The sequence below is a fragment of the Paenibacillus pinistramenti genome (assembly GCF_005869875.1).
GTDB classification, from domain to species: Bacteria; Bacillota; Bacilli; order Paenibacillales; family Paenibacillaceae; genus Fontibacillus; species Fontibacillus pinistramenti.
Window position 1 is genome coordinate 1 of the sequence record NZ_VAWG01000019.1, and the last position, 18,648, is coordinate 18,648.

Genomic DNA, 18,648 nt, shown 5'->3' on the forward strand with positions numbered 1-18,648 from the left:
CCCCCTCAAGATGAGATTTCCCAATTAGTAAGACCCCTTGAAGACGACGAGGTAGATAGGCTGGAGGTGGAAGTGCAGCAATGCATGGAGCTGACCAGTACTAATCGGTCGAGGGCTTATCCAAAAATACCCCAAAAAGTGACGCGTGGCTTTGAAGGTAATTCCGATTACTTTTCGGGGGCCCCGGGAAACCAATTAGGGGGCTAATTCGAAAATATTGTTTCGTATCCAGTTTTCAGGTGATCAAACATCTGAATCTGTTTTGGAAGGTTGGTTATTTTCCTGAAGGTTTTCAGGGAGTAATACGACCGGAAAAAACCTGTTTGGTGGCGATGGCGGAGGGGTTCCACACGTACCCATCCCGAACACGACCGTTAAGCCCTCCAGCGCCGATGGTACTTGGACCGCAGGGTCCTGGGAGAGTAGGAAGCCGCCAAGCGAAGAACCACTGCCGATTAACGGCGGTGGTTTTTATTTTTTTATCATAAGTGGACTCAATAGTAGTAATTATTAAAAAAAGCCCATTCTATGGAATGTAACCGTTTTGTTACTCCTGTTATTGCTTCAAAATATATAATTAAATAGGAACTTTGACGGGGTTGACTGGCGCGAAATAGAGCGTTGTACCTCTTTTTTTGTTAGGGAGGGCATAGATTCAATTCGGTGAGGAGGAGAAATATCATGAATAAGAAAATAAAATGGTATTTGTTCTGCTTGCTGTGTATATTGCTCTTCACTTTGTCAGCGGGCTGCAATACGGCAGATAACTCTTGGAAGGTATATGAAGGCTCGGCGGTCGATAAGACTTTTCCGGTACCTAAGGCGGCGAGTAAAGCTGAATCAGCTTTAAAAAGCTCCAAAATGGAGTATGTCCGCTATTCTGTACCCGGATTGAAAGAGGACAGCAAGCTTCCAACCGCATATGAGGAAGAAATTGAGGCTTGGGGCTGGACGGAAAATAAAGAGGAACAGGCTGGTTCCACCCGGGTTTTTACCAGAAATCATCAGACGATTCAGTTATCCTTGCAGAAAAATGCATTCATCCTATACATCCCTAAAACGAATGATACGTTGGCAAGTGAATTAAACAAGACGATTATTGATCCTTGAGGAGAAAATCGTAAAAATAAACCTGCTCGCTGCAGAAGCGAAAGCAGGTTTATTTTTTTGGCGTGCTGTGATTAGGGGTTAAGCATGGCCCAGACATCTCTATTTTATTGAATATAGTAGGAGAGCTCCTGGTCAGTAAACTTGAGCATTCCATCCTTACGCTGTCTAAGGAGGACGGCGAAGGAATAGACTCTGGGCAGCAGGAGCCAGAAATGCCAGAAGAACAAGGCAAAGATTAAACTGGGCGGAGACCAGGGGATTAATATGGCGATGACGGCAAAGCCGATCCAGGCATAGTGCAGATGGGCTTTTTTAAAGGTAAGATATCCTATGTATTGATCGGGTATATAGCCGAACCAGGGGAGACGCCAGGAAAAGTGCCAGCGAGGCCGTGAAGAACGGCTGACGATCATGATGACGGAACGGCAGATCACAAACTGTACCCATAAAGCTATAGGTGCTGCCGCAATAAAGGCAAAGAGGCTCAGCGGACCCCAGAATATTATTTCGGCAACCAGGCAGATTACCGGGATAACCATCAGACTTAGCTTGAAGGCTTTTGGAAATATGGACCGCTTCAGCAGGCGGTATTGGTAAAAGGTCGCTTTAGCATTTTGGTCAAGACTCATACTGGGCAACATTCCTCCTTAAATGACAAGTGAAGCATACCTGCTTAATATATCGGTCTAAATCCGGCGTTTGTTAAGCGCTTAAAGGCAAGACACCATGGCCGGGCATTTGGCATAGAATAAAGAGTCAAAAGGCTAGCAGACTTGTATAAATAGATAGATTCTGTGGCATACTGATAGTAAAAGCGATAAGGTGGGATCGCAGATGTCCGATTTTTCCGAATATAAAGAACCGTTTGAAATGGGCATGAACGAGACTGCAGGTGAAGCTCCGGCTGGAGCAGAGGCGGATACGTGCATCATTTGCGGGGAGATAAAAAATCAGGGAATCAAAATTGTCTCAGAATTCATTTGCGAGGATTGTGAGGCTGAAATGGTGCATACGGATGTGAAAGAGGATAAGTATGACTTCTTTGTTCATCAAATGAAGCAGATCTGGGTGCAGTTAAATGCGTAAGGAAAGGTAATGGGGGCCGGCAGAAGCTGCGGGCTCTTTTGTATTTTGGCGTATACTTCGGCTTTTTAATCTTTTAAAATGGAAGAATAATAACCGGGTAGAGGTTTGATTGGAAGTGATTGCGGTGAGGAATCAAGAGCGTGAAAGAGGTAAAGCACCGCTGTGGGAAGCGCTGCTGCGCTATGAAAGAGAAGCGGATGTTTCTTTTCATGTTCCGGGGCACAAGAACGGTGCGATGTACAAGCATTCAAGCAGCGGCCTGCTGCGGAATGTGCTGAAAATAGATGCGACGGAAATTACCGGCCTGGATGATCTTCATCATCCGGAGGGAGTTATCGAAGAGGCGCAGAGACAGGCGGCCTCTTTCTTTGGTGCGGAGGAGACGTTCTTCCTGGTTGGAGGAAGTACGTCGGGCAATCTGGGCCTGATCCTGACGGCATGCTGCCAGCCAGGGGATATTCTGCTTGTGCAGCGCAACGTGCACAAGTCGGTGCTGCACGGCTTGATGCTGGCCCATGCACAAGCCGTTTTTCTGGCGCCGGAGGTGGACGGCGCCAGCGGTCTTGCAGTCATGCCGTCGGCTGAGACGGTGGGTGAAGCCCTGCGCCGGTATCCCGGCGCGAAGGGCGTGCTGGTCACCCACCCGAACTACTACGGCATGGGGGCTCCGCTGGCGCAGCTGGCGGAGCTGTGTCATGCGGCCGGAGTGCCGCTGCTCGTGGACGAAGCCCACGGAGCGCATTACGGCCTGGCCGCAGAGCTGCCGCAGAGCGCGCTGGCTCAGGGCGCGGACGGAGTCGTGCAGTCCACGCACAAGATGCTGGGCGCCATGACGATGGGCGCCATGCTGCATGTGCAGGGACCGCTGCTGGACCGTCCGCTGCTTCGCCAGCGGCTCGCCATGGTGCAGAGCTCCAGCCCGTCTTATCCGATCATGGCTTCGCTTGATCTATGCAGGAGCTGGCTGGAGCAGGAGGGCCCGGCTGCCTTGGCAGAGAGCCTGGCAGCCGCCCAGCAGCTGCGCAGAGGGATACAGCAGCTGCGCAGATTTAAGATTGTGCAGCCGGAGGTTCACTTCTTGCAGGATGGTGGTAATAGTAAGAGAGGAAGCAATTCATATCCTGCCTATACAGCTCAGGATCCGTTCAAGGTGGTTTTGTATGATGCCTGCCAGGAATGGAGCGGATACGAGCTGCAGGAGCGGCTGGAACGCCGTAAATGTGTTCCGGAAATGAGCGATGAGCGGTACACCGTTCTGGCGCTTGGGCCAGGCACAACACTGGACGATGTTAACCATTTGCTGGGTGTTCTGCATACACTGGAAGCAGAGCTGGGTAACAGCCCTGATCAGCCTCCTGAAGCCACTCATCCATTACTTTCCACGTGGAACAATAGGATAGGAGAGGCGGTTTCAGAGCCGGTTGCTTTCCATTTGACTCCTCCGGCTGAGAAGACAACCGAGCCTATAGCCTTGGAGCAGAGCGCGGGGAGAATGGCCGCCGAGATGGTAATCCCTTATCCGCCGGGAATCCCGCTCTTATATCCGGGGGAAACGGTCTCGCCTGAGACGGCCGCCCGGCTTATTGCATTAAGAGAGGGCGGATCCCGCTTCCAAGGCGCGAAGGATCCAAGCTTGCAGCAGATTCAGGTATATAGCAGCGGAAATAGCAGAAACGAAGACAGCAAACCGGAGGAGAAGCAATGAGCAATTCGAAGCGAAAAGGGCTATTTATTACACTGGAGGGGGGAGAGGGCTCAGGCAAAACAACGATGCTGCAGCACCTGGCTGGTCTGCTGGAGCAGGAAGGATTGCCTTATCTGGTGACCCGTGAACCCGGGGGAATTAGGATCGCGGAGGGAATCCGGGAACTCCTGCTGCACCCGGATCATACGGAAATGGACATCCGGACAGAGGCCCTGCTGTATGCGGCGGCGCGCCGTCAGCATCTGGTTGAGAAGGTAGAACCGGCGCTTGAGCAGGGAATGGTCGTTTTGTGTGACCGCTTTATTGACAGCAGCCTTGCCTACCAGGGATATGCCAGAGGGATCGGCATTGCCGAGGTGCTGTCTATAAATTCTTTTGCTACAGAGGGCAGATTCCCAGATCATACTTACTATCTGGACGTTAAACCGGAGGTGGGGCTGGCCCGCATTTCAGCTGGAAAAGGGCGCGAGGTCAACCGTCTTGACCTGGAAGAGCTCCATTTTCACCAGCGGGTCAGAGAAGGGTATCAGAAGGTAGCAGCTATGTATGCTGAGAGAATTACCGTAGTGGATGCCTCAGCCTCCCCCGAGCAGGTAGCAGAAGGCTTGAAAAAGCATTTAAGGGCCATTTTGTAGGATTTTCGCTTAAATTTATCAAATAAATAAAGAAATATGCGTTATAATAGATGAAAGAATTTATTCGAATAAGGAGGGAATGCAATATGAAGCTGATTGTTGCGATTATTCAGGACAAAGACAGCAACCGTTTATCCGGAGCTTTGGTGAAAGCTAACTTCCGGGCGACCAAACTTGCAAGTACCGGCGGATTCTTACGTGCAGGCAACACAACGTTTATGATCGGGGTGGACGACAGTCAGGTTGAGACGGTGCTGGGCGTCATTCGAAACAGCTGTAAGGTCAGAGAGCAGCTGGTTACGCCAGTAACGCCTATGAGCGGAACAACGGATTCGTATTTGCCGCTTCCAGTTGAAGTACAAGTCGGGGGAGCTACCGTATTTGTGCTTCCGGTTGACCGGTTCGAGCATTTCTGATCAGAATAGATTTCAAATCTTTAAGTTTCAAGTAATAGAGTTTGACGGCAGGCGGCGGTTACGGTGATTCGGATGAGTCATGTAGCCGTTTCTGCATGTAAAAAAATATACAGTGAGAGATAGGCGGTAGGTCAGGTGAAAATCGAGCCAGGGTATAGACCGTTGACAAGCAGCAGAGGTTCGTCTGAAGGAGCAGCCAAGCAAATTGCATCCAAGAGCTTCTCGGATGTTATGCAGCAGCAAGGCGAGCAGAAGTCCCAGGAGGAATTGAACAGAAGGCTCCAGGAGATTCAGCTTCAAGGGGACCGGCTTGCCCGTTCTATGACGGTACGTGAGCTGAAGGCCTACCGGATGATGGTCAAACGTTTCCTGGAGGATACGGTCCGGCGCGGTGTAGGCATGAAGGAGACAAAGGGCTGGGACCGCCGGGGACGCGGCAAGCGGTACAAGCTGCTTGATGAGATCGACGCAAGTTTGCTGGGCATGGGCGAGGAGCTCCTTGACAGTGAGCAGGGGCGTTTGGAGCTTCTGCAGAAGATTGGGGAAATCCGGGGTCTGCTTATCAATTTATCCTTCTAAATAAAAGCTTTGATATAAGTTTCTATAAAAGTTTCTTTAAAAATAAGTTTCTAAAAAAGTTTCTACAGTAGAAAGTGTGATTCCAATGCTATTTAAAGACATTGCGGGCCAGGACGGCGCGAAGAAGCTGCTGCAAAACGGCTTGCGGCACAACCGGATATCGCACGCATATCTCTTTAATGGGCCTCCGGGAAGCGGCCAGATGGAAATGGCACTTGCTTTCGTACAGGCCTTGTTTTGCACAAATGGAACAGAGGAGGCCTGCGGAGTCTGTCTGGAATGCCGCAAGCTGATGCATGGCAATCATCCTGATCTGCAGATTGTAAGTCCTGATGGCGCGAATATCAAAATCGACCAAATCCGCGATTTGCAGCGAATCTTCTCTTACCGCTCCGAGAGCGGAAATCCGAAGGCTTATATCATTGACCAGGCGGAGAAAATGAACACGCAGGCCGCGAACAGCCTGCTCAAATTTCTGGAGGAGCCGCCGGTGCCTGCTGTCGCCATCTTGCTGTCCAGCAACGGCAGAGCCCTGCTGCCGACCATTCAGTCCAGAGCCCAGTGGGTCCCTTTTACGGCGCTTGACCCGATGCTGATGCTGCAGAAATTAAGCGATGAAGGGGTCCCGGAGGCCATTGCCCGCACGGCGGTGCATTTGGCAGCGGGATTGGCTGCATGCCGTGAATTGGCAGGTCAGAATTGGTTTGCAGAAATTAGAAACGTAATGTTACAATTAGGGAAGGAATCCGCAGGCAGAGGCGGATCTCCTTTGATTACCGCTCAGCAGAGCGTGTTTAAAGCCGGTTTGGGTGACCACCTGGACATGATCTTTGATCTGTTCCATCTCTGGTTCAAGGATATGATTCAGGCACAGGCGAACAGACACGATCGTATCGTTTTTATAGATGAATGGGAGTTTATCTCCAAGACAGCCGGAACCCGCAGCGCCGGAGCCTGGGTTTCCTGTATGGCTTATGCGGCGGAATCCAAGAAGAAGCTCCGGTACAATATGAATGGCCAGCTTTGCTTAGAGCAATTTTTATTGAATATAGGACAAGCCGTTCCGGCCTGGAATTGAAGAGACAAGCTATCTCCCAGTAGTTGAAGGTTTAGGGAAGCGGGTGCTTTCCGTTAGTCTTACAGGAGCCATGTGCTGTTTGTTATAAGGGGGTTAGTTTTTGTACACGGTAATAGGTGTCCGTTTTAAGAAAGCGGGCAAAATTTATTATTTCGATCCGCTCGATTTTCCTGTAGAGAAAGACCATAGCGTTATTGTTGAAACGGCTCGCGGAGTCGAATACGGGAAAGTGGTGATCGGCAAGAAGGTTGTGGCCGAATCCGACGTCGTGCTGCCGCTGAAGAAGGTCATCCGGATCGCTGATGAGACGGACAGTAATGTTGTGGAGGAGAACCGGCTTGCCGCCAAGAATGCCTTCACGACTTGTTTAAATAAAATTAAAGACCATGATTTGAAAATGAAGCTGGTGGACGTGGAATACACGTTTGACCGCAACAAGGTTATTTTCTATTTCACGGCTGAGGGACGGGTTGATTTCCGGGAGCTGGTGAAAGATCTGGCAAGCATTTTCCGGACCCGGATCGAGCTTAGGCAAATCGGCGTCAGGGACGAAGCGAAAATGCTGGGAGGAATTGGTCCTTGCGGACGCATTCTCTGCTGCTCCTCCTGGCTCGGGGACTTTGAACCGGTGTCGATCAAGATGGCGAAGGATCAAAGCTTGTCTCTGAACCCGACCAAAATTTCAGGTTTGTGCGGAAGACTGATGTGCTGCTTGAAGTTTGAGCATGATAATTATGAGAGCGTGAAGGAAGAACTGCCAAGCGTAGGCAAACTCGTGGTCACTTCAATGGGAGACGGCAAGGTGGTCGGACTCAATACCGGTTCCCGCACGGTTCATGTTCAGCTTTTTGAAATCGGCAAAGTCAAGGAACTTTCGCTCGATGACGTCGTCATCAAGTAAATACCATAGAGACTGACTCTGGGGTGGGGACTTGGAGAAAATAGATATTTTTGCACATTTACAGCAGATGGAATCGCAGATGGGTGAGGCTCAAACCGAGCTGGGCGCTCTCAAGCTTGAGGTCAAGAAGCTGCTGGAAGAGAATCAGCGGCTGACAACGGAGAACGAGCAGCTGCGCAAGGTGCTGAAGCGTGAAGCTGGAGAACCGGGCGAAGCTCCCGCAGCAGGCAAAAGGGCAAAATCCGCTGCAAGCGAAGAAGAGCCAAAGGCCGATGTTATCGGAGAAGGCCATGATAATTTGGCCCGTCTTTATCATGAAGGTTTTCATATATGCAATGTGTATTACGGGCATTTAAGAACGGAAGGCGACTGCCTGTTCTGCTTGTCTTTTCTGAATAAATAAAGGGCCGTAGGTGAGAACCTACGGTTTTTTTTAACATTTTAGAGGTGTAAGGGGAATGAGTTCGTGGTAAGGCTTAATGATAATGAGCGCATGGATGATCTGATGAACGCCGGCCTCAGGCTGATTCAAAGCGATGAAGTGTTCAGCTTCTCGATGGATGCGGTGCTGTTATCGAGGTTTGCCTCGCTGCCTCGGAAGGGCAGAATACTGGACATGTGCACCGGAAATGGCGTCATCCCTATTCTGCTGTCCCAGCGGACTGAGGGCCGGATAGAGGGGATTGAGATTCAGGAGCGTCTAGCTGATATGGCCCGGCGCAGCGTCCAGTTGAACGGGCTGGAGGATCGAGTCCTTATACGGACCGGGGATTTGAGGGAGCTGGTGCAGGAGGTCGGCGCCAATGTTTATGATGCGATTACGGTTAATCCGCCTTACATGCCGCTGCAGTCCGGTGACCAGAAGCTGAATCAGCACCAGGCGATGGCGAGACATGAAATTCACGGCAGCCTGGAGGAAATTATCGCATCGGCCATGAGGCTGCTTCGCCCGGGCGGAAAATGTTTTATGGTACATAAACCCCAGCGTTTAGGAGAAATTCTGTCTCTGCTCAGACAATATAAGCTGGAGCCCAAGGTGCTCCGGTTTGTCCATCCCAAGCTGACGCAGGAGGCGAATATGGTTCTGATTGAAGCGCTGCGCGGAGGCAAACCGGATATCCGCCTGAAGCCGCCTTTAATTGTCTATGAACCGGATGGGCGTTATACGGACGAGCTTATGGAGATTTATTATGGAAACAGTGGAGGAGAAGCATGAAGGACGGTTTAGACGTTAGGGTGCAGAAAAGTTATGTCGAGGAAGGCAAAAGCCATGCCGGTAAGCTTTATCTGGTGGCTACGCCGATCGGCAATCTGGAGGATATGACCTTCCGGGCGGTTCGGATTCTGCAGGAAGCGGATCTGATTGCTGCAGAAGATACAAGAAATACGCGAAAGCTGCTGACGCATTTTGAAATTACACCGAAGAAACTGTACAGCTACCATGAGCACAACAAGGCGGCGAGCGGTCCGGAGCTGATACGCTTTATAATAGAAGGAAAAAATCTGGCTCTGGTCAGCGACGCCGGCCTGCCGGCCATTTCGGACCCTGGCAGCGACCTCGTTCGCCTTGCTATTGAAGAGGGAATTGACGTCGTTCCTATACCTGGCGCTAACGCCGCCTTGTCAGCCCTCATCGTGTCCGGCCTGCCGACCGAACGGTTTCAATTTATTGGCTTTCTTCCTCGGGATAAGAAGGGGCGGGAGCGCTCCATTAATCAGTTCAAGCATTACGAGGGTACGGTTCTGATGTACGAGTCGCCTCACCGGGTTATAAAGACGCTGCAGGATTTACAGCATGAGCTCGGCAATCGGCGTATTGTGCTGGCACGGGAATTGACGAAGCGGTATGAGGAGCTGGCGAGAGGAACGGTTGAAGCTTGCTTGAATTGGCTGGAGGAACATCCTCCGCTGGGCGAATATTGTCTGGTGCTTGAGGGCATTCAGGCAGAGGAACTGCAGGAGAGTCAAGGGCTGTGGTGGCAGGAGCTCTCGATTGAGGAGCATGTGGCTCACTATGAGCAGGAAGGGCTGCAGCGCAAGGACGCCATGAAGAAAGCGGCGGCTGACCGCGGCGTATCCAAGAGAGACATTTACAACGCCCTGCTGTAACGGTTTATAATGAAGACGGTGAACAATTTGTGGACAAAAAAAAGACCTTCACATGGCCGGGTTCAAGCCAGGGAAGGTACAAGGAGATATGAAAAGGTTAGAATTAACAGTTTCAGTAAATCTATTATAACCTATAAATCTTAATTTGTCACAGGTATAGGCATTTCACTGAGACATTCGTGGCAAACAATTTTTCCTTTGAAATAAGTAACGTTCTCTGCATTGCCACAGAAGATGCAAGCCGGCTCGTATTTCTTGAGCATGATGCGTTCACCGTCGACATAGATCTCGAGGGCGTCTTTCTCACCAATGCCGAGTGTGCGGCGAAGCTCAATTGGAATAACCACACGTCCTAGCTCGTCTACTTTTCTTACAATACCTGTTGATTTCATCATAACCTATGATTGCCCCTCTCGCTATCAATTTAAAATGTCATTATTCGACAAGATTCTATGTTTTATGATAATTATGATACCAACCGTTGCCATAATAGTCAACCTATTAATGGTAAATATGCGCCGCTCTCCCTTGAAAAATAATGGAAATTAATTGAGATAGGCGATATATCAAGGTTTTTGAGGCTCGGAGGGGGCTCATAACAGGGCAAGACAGCAGTTTCACGTTTCTACATAATTCGACAAATTATGTCGACACCTTATTTTCTTTCGACAAAAAAGGAGGTTTTCTTTATGCATCAGCCGCTGGGCGAAGAAAAAGTATTTAAAGACCCCGTTCACAATTACATTCATGTGCAGGATGAACTGATTTGGGCGCTGATCAATACGCCGGAATTTCAGCGTCTGCGCCGGATCCGGCAGCTTGGCACCACCTTCTTGACCTTTCACGGGGCCGAGCACAGCCGCTTCTCCCATTCGCTTGGCGTGTATGAAATTACACGGCGTATTATTTCCCAGTTTGAGCGGAGCGGTTACAGCGACTGGCCGAAAGAAGAGCGTATGGTGGCTTTGTGCGCCGCCCTTCTGCACGACCTGGGCCACGGGCCATTTTCCCATTCTATAGAAGAAGCCTTTGAAATGCACCACGAGGACTGGACCTGTAAAATCCTGCTCGGCAATACCGAGGTCAACCGGCTGCTGAAACAAATATCGGAGCAGTTCCCCGAGAAGGTCGCTGCCGTTATCCGCAAGGATTACGACAAGCCGATTGTCGTGAACCTGGTTTCGAGCCCGCTCGACGCGGACCGGATGGATTATCTGCTGCGCGATGCTTATTTTACCGGCGTAAACTACGGAACCATTGATATTGACCGGATTCTGCGGATGCTCCGTCCTTTCCACGGCCGGGTTGTCGTCAAGGAATCAGGCATGCACGCGGTGGAAGACTATCTGATGTCCCGTTATCAAATGTACTGGCAGGTGTATTTCCATCCTGTGACAAGAAGCTCGGAAATTCTGCTGCGGCACATTTTCCGGAGAGCGAAAGAGCTGTGGTCCGCCGGATATTCATTCAAAATCATGCTGGATCCTCTCCCTGGGCTGTTTACCCGCGAACTGACGGTAGAGGAATATCTGCAGCTGGATGAAGCCTTGATTCAGACGGTTTTCATGAAATGGCAGCACGAAGAGGACGAAATCCTCAGAAGTTTATGTGAACGATTTATGAACCGTAATCTGTATAAATATGTAGAGATCGAAGAAACGGACAATGAGTCGATTGATGCAATGAGACAAGCCTTTGAAGCGGCAGGGCTCGATCCCATCTATGATCTTGAAATTGATTCTCCGGCTGACCTGCCTTATGATGTATTCCGCCCGGAGGACGGACTGACTACGCACCAGATTCTGCTGCTGGACCGGCAGGAGCGGCTGAAGGAAATTTCCGAGGTATCCGATATTGTCCGCTCCATCAGCGGGATTCACCGGGGGCGGTACCAGCTATATTTTCCTCAGGACAAGCTGCGTTCAGTCAAAGACAAGCTGCCTGCAGAGCTCCAGACTTTCTTTAACCTATAGAGGAGGATTTAGAATCATGTTATTTGACACCCATACCCACCTGGATGCGGAACAATTTGACGGGGACCGCGAAGAAACGATAGCGAGAGCTGTAGAACAGGGCGTTACGCGGATGGTAAATGTCGGCTTTAACCGGGAGACTATTCCGACAACGATGAAGCTTGCCGAAACGTATGATTTTATCTACGCGGCTGTCGGCTGGCATCCCGTGGACGCCATTACAATGCGGGACGGAGACCTGGAGTGGATTGCTGAGCTCTGCCAGCATGAAAAGGTCGTTGCCATCGGCGAAATCGGCCTCGATTACCACTGGGATACGTCGCCTAAAGACGTGCAGCAGCAGGTTTTCCGCCGCCAAATCGGCTTGGCCAGAGAGCTGAAGATGCCGATTGTTATTCACAATCGTGATGCTCATGAGGATGTGGTGAAAATTTTGCGCGAGGAAAAAGCAAGCGAGGTCGGCGGGATTATGCACTCCTTCTCGGGCAGCTGGGAAACGGCAAAAATTTGTCTGAATATGGGGCTCCATCTTTCGTTTGGCGGACCCATTACGTTCAAGAATGCAAGACAGCCGAAAGAGGTGCTGGTTCAGGTTCCGGATGACCGTTTACTGATCGAAACGGATGCCCCATATTTGACACCCCATCCTTTTCGTGGAAAGAGAAATGAGACCGGCTACGTCAAATTGGTGGCTGAAGCGGCTGCTGAACTAAAAGGTGTAACTCTGGAAGAAATTGCGAGAATAACGACCCGAAATGCACTGGAACGATTTGGTATTAGCTGAAATAAGGAGTAAAACAGCTGAAAAAAAGAGGATACGGGACATATTAAAGAAATTTAATCATTAAATTGCTGATTATTACAGATTTTTAACCATTTATTTCGAAATACATGGTTGATTACTCCTTTACAACCGGTATCCAAAAAGGATAGAATCTTTTCAGTAATCGATTTGCGTAATGGACTTACGCCGTTACGTCACTTTGATTCTTTTGGTTCCATGAACCAGTCTCGCTGAATCTCCTTTACGGAGAACGGGGGAACCGATGCAGCAGTTTGCAGAGCATGCTTGATAAATAAGCCGCGGCTGATGCATTTGATTTCTTTACGTGAGTCTTTGGGGTGAATTTGCGATCATCCGCCATGAGCGGGTGAATCAAGATAGGACGTCTCTCATCCGTCCGAACCCGACAGCTAACCCCGTAAGCGTCATGAGAGAGGCAACCTCGTGCATCCTATCGACACCAAGACCTAACGGAAGCCACGAAAGAGTTCCTCTAACTCTTTTATGGCTTCTTTTTTGTTGAATAAAATGCGATAGGACCATCATATTGTGAGAATGGCGGCAATGGGTGGAGCCGGGGCAGGCTGGGGAAGGATGCGGAGTACGCGGGCTTTAGGGCGTGTTCCGTACAAAAATCGGTAAATAGTCGCGTCATATGTATCATATCGACCTAGGACGGCGGGGCTATGGAGGAGGCTGAAGAAATGGGCTTTTTCAGCAAGGACGAAACCCATGAATCACGATCATCCAGTATGTCTTACGTTTTGCGGTGGAGTTACAAGAATGCTCGTCAGATTGCAATCTATGCCTTACTTGCTGTTGCGGTTATATCGATTTTTCTCGCCTACATACTCTACCAAGGCAAGAAAAGTGTGCAGCTGATGATTGACGGCAAGCCGGTGGCAGTGGAGACCCGTCAGCAGGATGTTGAAGGGCTGCTAAGCGAGCAGAATATTGAATTAAGTTCACAGGATCAGATTACCCCGGCCTTGAGTACGGAGCTTAAGGATGGCGATCAGATTGTCATCAACCGCGCCGAACCGGTGGTGGTCATTGCAGACGGTACAGCCGCCCAGAAATACACAACGGCAGATACGGTTGAAACGGCACTGCAGGAATCCGGAATTACCGTTTCAGAGAATGATAAGGTTTACCCCGCATTAGATACCGCAGTTACCGCGCATATGAAGATTCATGTGGTCCGCGTTAACAAAGTGATGGTGAAGATGACGCAGGCTGTTCCCTATACGGTCGTGAAGACATCCGATCCAAACCTGCTGAAGGGCAAGACCAAGACGCTTCAATCCGGCAGCAATGGCCAGGTCGTCCATACGATCGAGAAGGTCTTTCAGGATGGGCAGCTAATCTCCAAACGCTGGGTCAGCAAGACGGTAGCCAAGACGGCAACGTCTGAGGTTATTGCGGTAGGAACCAAAGTAGAAGAGCCTAAGACAGAGGTATTGGCTGCGAGCATCACGCGCAAGGCAAACACCGTTTCAGTCAGCGGCACCAATTCAGTTACCAAGAACGGCGTAAGCTTTAAATACAAGAAGGTACTTAAAAATGTTTCCCTGACTGCTTATTCCTCTGAAGAATCCGGGATCGGAACGAAGACGGCTTCCGGTACACGCGTTACAGAGGGCAGAACCATTGCGGTGGATTCTGACGTCATTCCGCTTGGATGGTGGGTTTATATTGAAGGCGTAGGCTTCCGCCGTGCGGAAGATACAGGCGGAGCGATTAAAGGCAACAAAATCGATGTTTTTTATGATACGCTGAAAGAAGCCAATAATTTTGGCCGCAAGAAGGGGCGCACGGTTTACGTGATTGGTCCTGTCAAACCGGAATTGAACTGATGATCTGAACGAGCTGGCTCGTTTACTTTAGCCTGGAAATTCGCTATTATTATGTTGATCATATAGATAAGCTCAGAAGAGGAGAACATCCTCTTCTTTTTGTTTGGATTTAAACAGGCGGGCTGTTTACGGATTGACCAGAATTGGTAATATGACCCCGAAGGCGGGGCTTTCTCTATGGTATGGAAGGAAGGACGACGGGAATGATTAAAGAGGTCATAGTCGTAGAGGGCAAGGACGATACGGTGGCTATTAAACGGGCTGTCGATGCGGATACGATTGAAACAGGAGGCTCGGCCATCGGACCGGCTGTCTTGCGGAAAATAGCGCTGGCGCAGGAGCGGCGCGGCGTGATTATTTTTACGGACCCGGATCATGCTGGAGAACGCATCCGCAAGATTGTAGCGGCCAAGGTCCCGGGCTGCAAGCATGCGTTCCTGACGGAGTCGGCAGCTACCAAGAAAGGCGATATCGGCGTCGAGAACGCCTCTCCGGAAGCGATCCGTGAGGCGCTTGCCCGGGTACGCAGCGAAGTACCGTCGCAGGAAGCGCAGATTGACTGGGAAGACCTGCTTACAGCGGGGCTGATCGTTCACCCCAGAGCGTCTGAACGTCGCAGATTCATGGGCGAGGTACTGGGGATCGGCTACTGCAACGGCAAGCAGTTCTACAAACGTCTGTCAGTCTTCAGAATCAGCCGCGAAGAATTTGCGGATGCCTTGCGTCAATTGGAAGACAAAGGAGTCTAAGAACATGAACAGGAAAGAAGAAGTCTCAACGCCCAAGCGGACAAAGGAGATTATTCAAAGATACGGCTTCTCGTTCAAGAAAAGCCTCGGCCAGAACTTTCTGATCGATCAAAATATTTTAAGCAAAATTGTCGGTGCTGCGGATCTCGATTCGTCCAAGGGCGCGCTTGAGATCGGTCCCGGAATCGGAGCACTGACCGAGAAGCTTGCCGATGCTGCAGGCAGAGTTGTGGCCGTGGAGATTGACCAGCGCCTGCTGCCGATCCTCGGCGATGTGCTGGAGCCCTATCCGCATGTGAAGGTTGTTCACGGCGATGTGCTCAAGATCGACCTGAAGGCGCTGTTCCAAGAAGAGTTCAAGGATGTATCCAGGGTGAGTGTGGTTGCCAACCTCCCTTACTATGTAACTACACCGATTCTGATGAAGCTGCTGGAGGAACGCCTCCCGCTGGAGAACATCGTGGTCATGATCCAGAAGGAAGTTGCCGAGCGGATGGCGGCTTCTCCTGGAGGTAAGGAATACGGCAGTCTCAGCATCGCTGTCCAGTATTTCAGCGAACCTGAGCTGGTCTGCACCGTGCCTCATACCGTCTTCATCCCGCAGCCTAACGTCGATTCAGCCGTGATCCGCCTTAAGGTAAGACAGGAGCGGCCGGTTGAGGTGGCGGATGAAGCCTTTTTCTTCGAGGTGGTCCAGGCCTCCTTCTCCCAGCGCCGCAAGACGATATCGAATAACTTGAAGAGCCGTTTCTTTGCCAAGGATGACCGCACAGAGCTGGAACGGCTGCTTGGACTGGCGGGAATTGAGCCTGTACGGCGCGCAGAGACGCTCAGCATAGAAGAATTCGCAAGACTGTCCAATGTTCTCTTTGAGGCGGGACTGCGTTCTTAAATCGTCTGGAGAAGGAACCATTATCCTCAAACGCCCATAGGATGGAGTAGAGGTGATGGACTTGACGAAAATAGGAGACCTGGTTGCCCGCCAATCCTACAATCAGGATTTAACCTTCCGTGTGGAGGCTTTGGACCGGAACCGGGCAATCATTAAAGGCACGGAATTTCGTTTGCTGGCGGATGCGCCTGTATATGATCTGATTCCCGTGACTAGCGACATCGCGACAGGCAAAGCCAAGGAAGCGAGAATCAAGGCTGAAGAAAGCCTGCAGCGGCTGAACAAGGACCGTCAATCCCTTGAAGAGCAAAATCGCGCCATTCTGGGGGCCGGCCGGTCTGTAATAACGAATGACCCTTCTGCTCAGTCCTATTTTGAAGTGCCGGGGAAGGTGCTTCATTTGGACGGTGATCCGCTTTATCTAAAGAAAAGCATGGATTTATACGAGAAGCTCCGGATTCCAGCCCAGGGCCACTATATCAATGAAAAAGCGATGCCCGACGCCCTGTACCGGCTGCTGCCGAATGTGCGCCCGGACATTGTAGTGATTACAGGCCACGACGGGGTGCTCAAGAACAGGCTTCGCAGCGACTTGTACAGCTTGTCCAGCTATAAGAATTCGCGCAGCTTTGTCGAAGCTGTACAGGTTGCGCGGCAGTACGAGCGTAATTTTGACTCGCTCACTATTGTGGCTGGGGCCTGCCAATCCCATTTTGAAGCGCTGCTTCAGGCAGGGGCTAATTTTGCCAGCTCTCCGGGCCGAATTCTGATCCACGCGCTTGACCCCGTGTATATCGCCTGCAAAGCAGCATTTACGTCTGTCAGGGGGACGATTAACATTACGGATGTACTGAAGCATACGATCAGCGGGATCCAGGGTGTGGGCGGTATTGAGACCCGCGGAAGCTACCGCATCGGCCTGCCCAAATTTCAGGATTTAAACAAGCTTAACGTGGTGCCATCCGTAATGTAATGAACACAGAAGAGAGAAGAACCGGCTGATGGGCGGGTTCTTTTTTTTGTTTTCTTGTCATTACTTTCAGGTTCCAAAAATAATCGTTGACAGGGCGGAATTGATGCTGATATAATAATTTATTTTTTGACATTTAGGTATTGAGGTGTTATAATAATTGGGAAAAGAGGTGGTCACAGGTATGGCTAAGAATGCCTTGTCTGATATCAAACACAGTCTTGATGCTTATGTAGGCCAGAGGATTACGCTTCGTGCGAACGGTGGCCGTCGCAAGATGGTGGAACGCACGGGAGTGTTGGAAGAGACCTATCCCTCTGTTTTTATTGTTAAGCTGGACGAAGAGCAAGAGACTTCGAAACGAGTGTCTTACAGCTATGCAGATATCCTGACTGAGACGGTGGAAATTTCGCTGTTTCATGAGGGCAATGAACCACAGCTATTTACCTGAAGACAGCATGAGATGACTGTAGCGGCCTTGATGGCCGCTTTTTTCATGTCTCCGGTGGATGCCGGCAGCTGCCCGTATAAAATGGCCGTCCTTAAGCGAATACTTGAAAGGTCCCCATATTCCATCTTTGTCAGGAGGAGAATCGTTCATGTCACGAAGAAGACGCAGCGTCATGTCCGAGAATCTGAAGGTCGAGCTTGCGAAGGAACTGGGCTTCTATAACACAGTCCAAGAAGAGGGCTGGGGCGGAATCAAAGCCAAGGATGCCGGCAACATGGTGAAGCGGGCGATTGAACTGGCTGAGAAAGCGGCGGCAGAGCAGAAATAGCGGGATTGGCTGCAGAGGTCTCCGGGTGCGCCCGGAGGCCTTGTTCCTTTAGGAGGGAGAAAGAATGGACTTTCCAAGCCGGTTTCCCCTATAATATGTTAAGTTGTTTAGCTTGGAAAGACTGAGGGTGGGTGAACGCCTTGAAAATATACGAGAAAGCACCGGCTAAAATCAATCTGATGCTGGATGTGTTACATAAACGGCCCGACGGCTACCATGAGGTAGAGATGGTCATGACGATGGTGGATCTGGCGGATCGGCTGGAACTGAGCGAGCTGCCGCGGGACACCATTATTATTTCAAGCCAGGCCGGATATATTCCGCTTGATGAGAAAAATTTGGCTTTTCAGGCGGCGCGCCTGATCAAGGAGCGCTATAACGTCCGCCGGGGCGTCTATATCCACCTGGACAAGCATATTCCTGTGGCAGCCGGCCTGGCCGGGGGCAGCAGTGATGCTGCTGCTGCGCTGCGGGGATTAAACCGCCTGTGGAATCTGGGCATTGACGACGAGGAGCTGAGGGAGCTCGGCGCAGAGCTGGGCTCGGATGTACCGTTCTGCGTCACAGGCGGGACAGCGCTTGCGACTGGACGCGGTGAGGTGCTGACACAGCTGGAGAACCCGCCGCAATGCTGGGTGATTCTGGCCAAGCTGCCCATCAATGTCTCAACGGCCGAAGTATACGGCAAATTCCGCGCAGAACGGGTGCAGAAGCATCCTTCCTCCAAAGAGATGATTGCAGCGATCCAGCGAGGTTCCTTCGCCCAGGTCTGCAGGCAGCTCGGCAATGTGCTTGAGGACGTGACCTTCCAGCTTCACCCGGAGGTGAAGCAGCTGAAGGAAACCATGAAGCGCCTTGGTGCGGACGGCGTATTAATGTCGGGGAGCGGACCTACCGTATTTGGCCTTGTATCCAAAGAGGCTAAGGTGGCCCGCATCTACAACGGACTCCGCGGCTTCTGCAAAGAGGTTTATGCGGTACGGCTTCTGACGTAGCTCTTTCCGTCAAGATCCGGAATATCATTTG

Annotated in this window: 22 protein-coding genes, 2 rRNA genes and 1 riboswitch; of the genes, 22 read left to right on the plus strand and 2 right to left on the minus strand. The window is 50.7% G+C overall.

Annotation, left to right across the window (positions count from 1 at the left end; all coding sequences use genetic code 11):
• The 3 genes from FCN15_RS16490 to FCN15_RS16500 all read left to right on the plus strand — a co-directional run.
• A 23S ribosomal RNA gene (locus FCN15_RS16490) occupies positions 1-124 on the plus strand; the annotation flags it as partial.
• Between the two features lie 198 nt (positions 125-322).
• Positions 323-439, plus strand: a 5S ribosomal RNA gene (rrf, locus tag FCN15_RS16495).
• Between the two features lie 242 nt (positions 440-681).
• A complete protein-coding gene (locus FCN15_RS16500; RefSeq protein ID WP_138496077.1) occupies positions 682-1,110 on the plus strand; it encodes a hypothetical protein in 429 nt (142 codons plus the stop codon).
• 104 nt (positions 1,111-1,214) lie between these two features.
• On the opposite strand, the gene FCN15_RS16505 is transcribed toward FCN15_RS16500, so the two are convergent.
• Positions 1,215-1,739 (minus strand): hypothetical protein, encoded by a 525-nt coding sequence (locus tag FCN15_RS16505; RefSeq protein WP_238996721.1) that lies wholly within the window; start codon positions 1,737-1,739, stop codon positions 1,215-1,217.
• A 247-nt stretch (positions 1,740-1,986) separates the two neighbouring features.
• Between FCN15_RS16505 and FCN15_RS16510 the strand changes: the two genes are divergently transcribed.
• From FCN15_RS16510 to rsmI, 10 genes are all read left to right on the plus strand, one after another.
• Positions 1,987-2,196, plus strand: a complete 210-nt coding sequence (locus FCN15_RS16510; RefSeq protein ID WP_138496133.1) for a sigma factor G inhibitor Gin — start codon at positions 1,987-1,989, stop codon at positions 2,194-2,196.
• A 124-nt stretch (positions 2,197-2,320) separates the two neighbouring features.
• Complete coding sequence (locus FCN15_RS16515; RefSeq protein WP_138496079.1) at positions 2,321-3,901, plus strand: aminotransferase class I/II-fold pyridoxal phosphate-dependent enzyme; 1,581 nt, start codon at positions 2,321-2,323, stop codon at positions 3,899-3,901.
• Complete coding sequence (gene tmk, locus FCN15_RS16520) at positions 3,898-4,536, plus strand: dTMP kinase (protein WP_138496080.1); 639 nt, start codon at positions 3,898-3,900, stop codon at positions 4,534-4,536. Before FCN15_RS16515 ends, tmk begins: the two co-directional genes overlap by 4 nt.
• An 86-nt stretch (positions 4,537-4,622) precedes the next feature.
• A complete protein-coding gene (locus FCN15_RS16525; RefSeq protein WP_138496081.1) occupies positions 4,623-4,952 on the plus strand; it encodes a cyclic-di-AMP receptor in 330 nt (109 codons plus the stop codon).
• Between the two features lie 135 nt (positions 4,953-5,087).
• Positions 5,088-5,531 carry a YaaR family protein gene (locus FCN15_RS16530; protein WP_138496082.1) on the plus strand — a complete coding sequence of 148 codons (444 nt, stop codon included), beginning with the start codon at positions 5,088-5,090 and terminating at the stop codon, positions 5,529-5,531.
• Between the two features lie 85 nt (positions 5,532-5,616).
• A complete protein-coding gene (gene holB / locus FCN15_RS16535) occupies positions 5,617-6,609 on the plus strand; it encodes a DNA polymerase III subunit delta' (protein WP_138496083.1) in 993 nt (330 codons plus the stop codon).
• A 100-nt stretch (positions 6,610-6,709) separates the two neighbouring features.
• Complete coding sequence (locus tag FCN15_RS16540; RefSeq protein WP_138496084.1) at positions 6,710-7,510, plus strand: PSP1 domain-containing protein; 801 nt, start codon at positions 6,710-6,712, stop codon at positions 7,508-7,510.
• A 67-nt stretch (positions 7,511-7,577) separates the two neighbouring features.
• On the plus strand, positions 7,578-7,913 hold the full coding sequence (locus tag FCN15_RS16545; RefSeq protein WP_420819589.1) for an initiation-control protein YabA: 336 nt from the start codon (positions 7,578-7,580) through the stop codon (positions 7,911-7,913).
• Positions 7,914-8,003: 90 nt separating this feature from the next.
• Positions 8,004-8,726: a tRNA1(Val) (adenine(37)-N6)-methyltransferase gene (locus FCN15_RS16550; RefSeq protein WP_138496134.1), complete on the plus strand. Its 723-nt coding sequence runs from the start codon at positions 8,004-8,006 to the stop codon at positions 8,724-8,726.
• A complete protein-coding gene (gene rsmI / locus FCN15_RS16555) occupies positions 8,723-9,619 on the plus strand; it encodes a 16S rRNA (cytidine(1402)-2'-O)-methyltransferase (protein WP_138496086.1) in 897 nt (298 codons plus the stop codon). The genes FCN15_RS16550 and rsmI overlap by 4 nt, the downstream gene beginning before the upstream one ends.
• 140 nt (positions 9,620-9,759) lie before the next feature.
• On the opposite strand, the gene FCN15_RS16560 is transcribed toward rsmI, so the two are convergent.
• A complete protein-coding gene (locus FCN15_RS16560) occupies positions 9,760-10,014 on the minus strand; it encodes an AbrB/MazE/SpoVT family DNA-binding domain-containing protein (RefSeq protein WP_068699009.1) in 255 nt (84 codons plus the stop codon).
• 294 nt (positions 10,015-10,308) lie between these two features.
• On the opposite strand from FCN15_RS16560, the gene FCN15_RS16565 reads away from it, so the two are divergent.
• The 9 genes from FCN15_RS16565 (at position 10,309) to ispE (ending at position 18,617) form a co-directional block, all read left to right on the plus strand.
• Entirely contained in the window at positions 10,309-11,592 is a 1,284-nt protein-coding gene (locus FCN15_RS16565) for an HD domain-containing protein (RefSeq protein WP_138496087.1), read from the plus strand.
• Positions 11,593-11,605: 13 nt separating this feature from the next.
• Positions 11,606-12,376 carry a TatD family hydrolase gene (locus FCN15_RS16570; RefSeq protein ID WP_203232172.1) on the plus strand — a complete coding sequence of 257 codons (771 nt, stop codon included), beginning with the start codon at positions 11,606-11,608 and terminating at the stop codon, positions 12,374-12,376.
• A 218-nt stretch (positions 12,377-12,594) separates the two neighbouring features.
• A riboswitch (cyclic di-AMP (ydaO/yuaA leader) is annotated at positions 12,595-12,817 on the plus strand.
• A gap of 263 nt (positions 12,818-13,080) precedes the next feature.
• On the plus strand, positions 13,081-14,232 hold the full coding sequence (locus FCN15_RS16575; protein ID WP_138496089.1) for a 3D domain-containing protein: 1,152 nt from the start codon (positions 13,081-13,083) through the stop codon (positions 14,230-14,232).
• 203 nt (positions 14,233-14,435) lie between these two features.
• On the plus strand, positions 14,436-14,981 hold the full coding sequence (gene rnmV, locus FCN15_RS16580) for a ribonuclease M5 (protein ID WP_138496090.1): 546 nt from the start codon (positions 14,436-14,438) through the stop codon (positions 14,979-14,981).
• A gap of 4 nt (positions 14,982-14,985) precedes the next feature.
• A complete protein-coding gene (gene rsmA / locus FCN15_RS16585; RefSeq protein WP_138496091.1) occupies positions 14,986-15,873 on the plus strand; it encodes a 16S rRNA (adenine(1518)-N(6)/adenine(1519)-N(6))-dimethyltransferase RsmA in 888 nt (295 codons plus the stop codon).
• Positions 15,874-15,928: 55 nt separating this feature from the next.
• Complete coding sequence (gene yabG / locus FCN15_RS16590; protein ID WP_138496092.1) at positions 15,929-16,846, plus strand: sporulation peptidase YabG; 918 nt, start codon at positions 15,929-15,931, stop codon at positions 16,844-16,846.
• A gap of 181 nt (positions 16,847-17,027) precedes the next feature.
• Positions 17,028-17,294 (plus strand): biofilm formation stimulator Veg, encoded by a 267-nt coding sequence (gene veg / locus FCN15_RS16595; RefSeq protein ID WP_138496093.1) that lies wholly within the window; start codon positions 17,028-17,030, stop codon positions 17,292-17,294.
• 148 nt (positions 17,295-17,442) lie between these two features.
• Positions 17,443-17,622, plus strand: coding sequence for a small, acid-soluble spore protein, alpha/beta type (locus tag FCN15_RS16600; RefSeq protein WP_138496094.1), 180 nt, complete (start codon positions 17,443-17,445; stop codon positions 17,620-17,622).
• A gap of 140 nt (positions 17,623-17,762) precedes the next feature.
• The gene (gene ispE / locus FCN15_RS16605; protein ID WP_138496095.1) at positions 17,763-18,617 is read left to right on the plus strand and encodes a 4-(cytidine 5'-diphospho)-2-C-methyl-D-erythritol kinase; all 855 of its coding nucleotides are present in this window, start codon (positions 17,763-17,765) and stop codon (positions 18,615-18,617) included.
• Positions 18,618-18,648: the final 31 nt, after the last annotated feature.

Excerpts from the sequence above, each read along its gene's own strand:
- FCN15_RS16500 (WP_138496077.1), top strand. The coding sequence starts at position 682 with ATGAATAAGAAAATAAAATGGTATTTGTTCTGCTTGCTGTGTATATTG.
- FCN15_RS16545 (WP_420819589.1), top strand. The coding sequence starts at position 7,578 with ATGGAATCGCAGATGGGTGAGGCTCAAACCGAGCTGGGCGCTCTCAAG.
- FCN15_RS16550 (WP_138496134.1), top strand. The coding sequence starts at position 8,004 with ATGGATGATCTGATGAACGCCGGCCTCAGGCTGATTCAAAGCGATGAA.
- holB (WP_138496083.1), top strand. The coding sequence starts at position 5,617 with ATGCTATTTAAAGACATTGCGGGCCAGGACGGCGCGAAGAAGCTGCTG.
- FCN15_RS16565 (WP_138496087.1), top strand. The coding sequence starts at position 10,309 with ATGCATCAGCCGCTGGGCGAAGAAAAAGTATTTAAAGACCCCGTTCAC.
- rsmI (WP_138496086.1), top strand. The coding sequence starts at position 8,723 with ATGAAGGACGGTTTAGACGTTAGGGTGCAGAAAAGTTATGTCGAGGAA.
- tmk (WP_138496080.1), top strand. The coding sequence starts at position 3,898 with ATGAGCAATTCGAAGCGAAAAGGGCTATTTATTACACTGGAGGGGGGA.
- FCN15_RS16600 (WP_138496094.1), top strand. The coding sequence starts at position 17,443 with ATGTCACGAAGAAGACGCAGCGTCATGTCCGAGAATCTGAAGGTCGAG.
- yabG (WP_138496092.1), top strand. The coding sequence starts at position 15,929 with ATGGACTTGACGAAAATAGGAGACCTGGTTGCCCGCCAATCCTACAAT.
- FCN15_RS16505 (WP_238996721.1), bottom strand. The coding sequence starts at position 1,739 with ATGAGTCTTGACCAAAATGCTAAAGCGACCTTTTACCAATACCGCCTG.
- FCN15_RS16525 (WP_138496081.1), top strand. The coding sequence starts at position 4,623 with ATGAAGCTGATTGTTGCGATTATTCAGGACAAAGACAGCAACCGTTTA.
- veg (WP_138496093.1), top strand. The coding sequence starts at position 17,028 with ATGGCTAAGAATGCCTTGTCTGATATCAAACACAGTCTTGATGCTTAT.
- FCN15_RS16510 (WP_138496133.1), top strand. The coding sequence starts at position 1,987 with ATGAACGAGACTGCAGGTGAAGCTCCGGCTGGAGCAGAGGCGGATACG.
- FCN15_RS16575 (WP_138496089.1), top strand. The coding sequence starts at position 13,081 with ATGGGCTTTTTCAGCAAGGACGAAACCCATGAATCACGATCATCCAGT.
- rsmA (WP_138496091.1), top strand. The coding sequence starts at position 14,986 with ATGAACAGGAAAGAAGAAGTCTCAACGCCCAAGCGGACAAAGGAGATT.
- FCN15_RS16560 (WP_068699009.1), bottom strand. The coding sequence starts at position 10,014 with ATGATGAAATCAACAGGTATTGTAAGAAAAGTAGACGAGCTAGGACGT.
- rnmV (WP_138496090.1), top strand. The coding sequence starts at position 14,436 with ATGATTAAAGAGGTCATAGTCGTAGAGGGCAAGGACGATACGGTGGCT.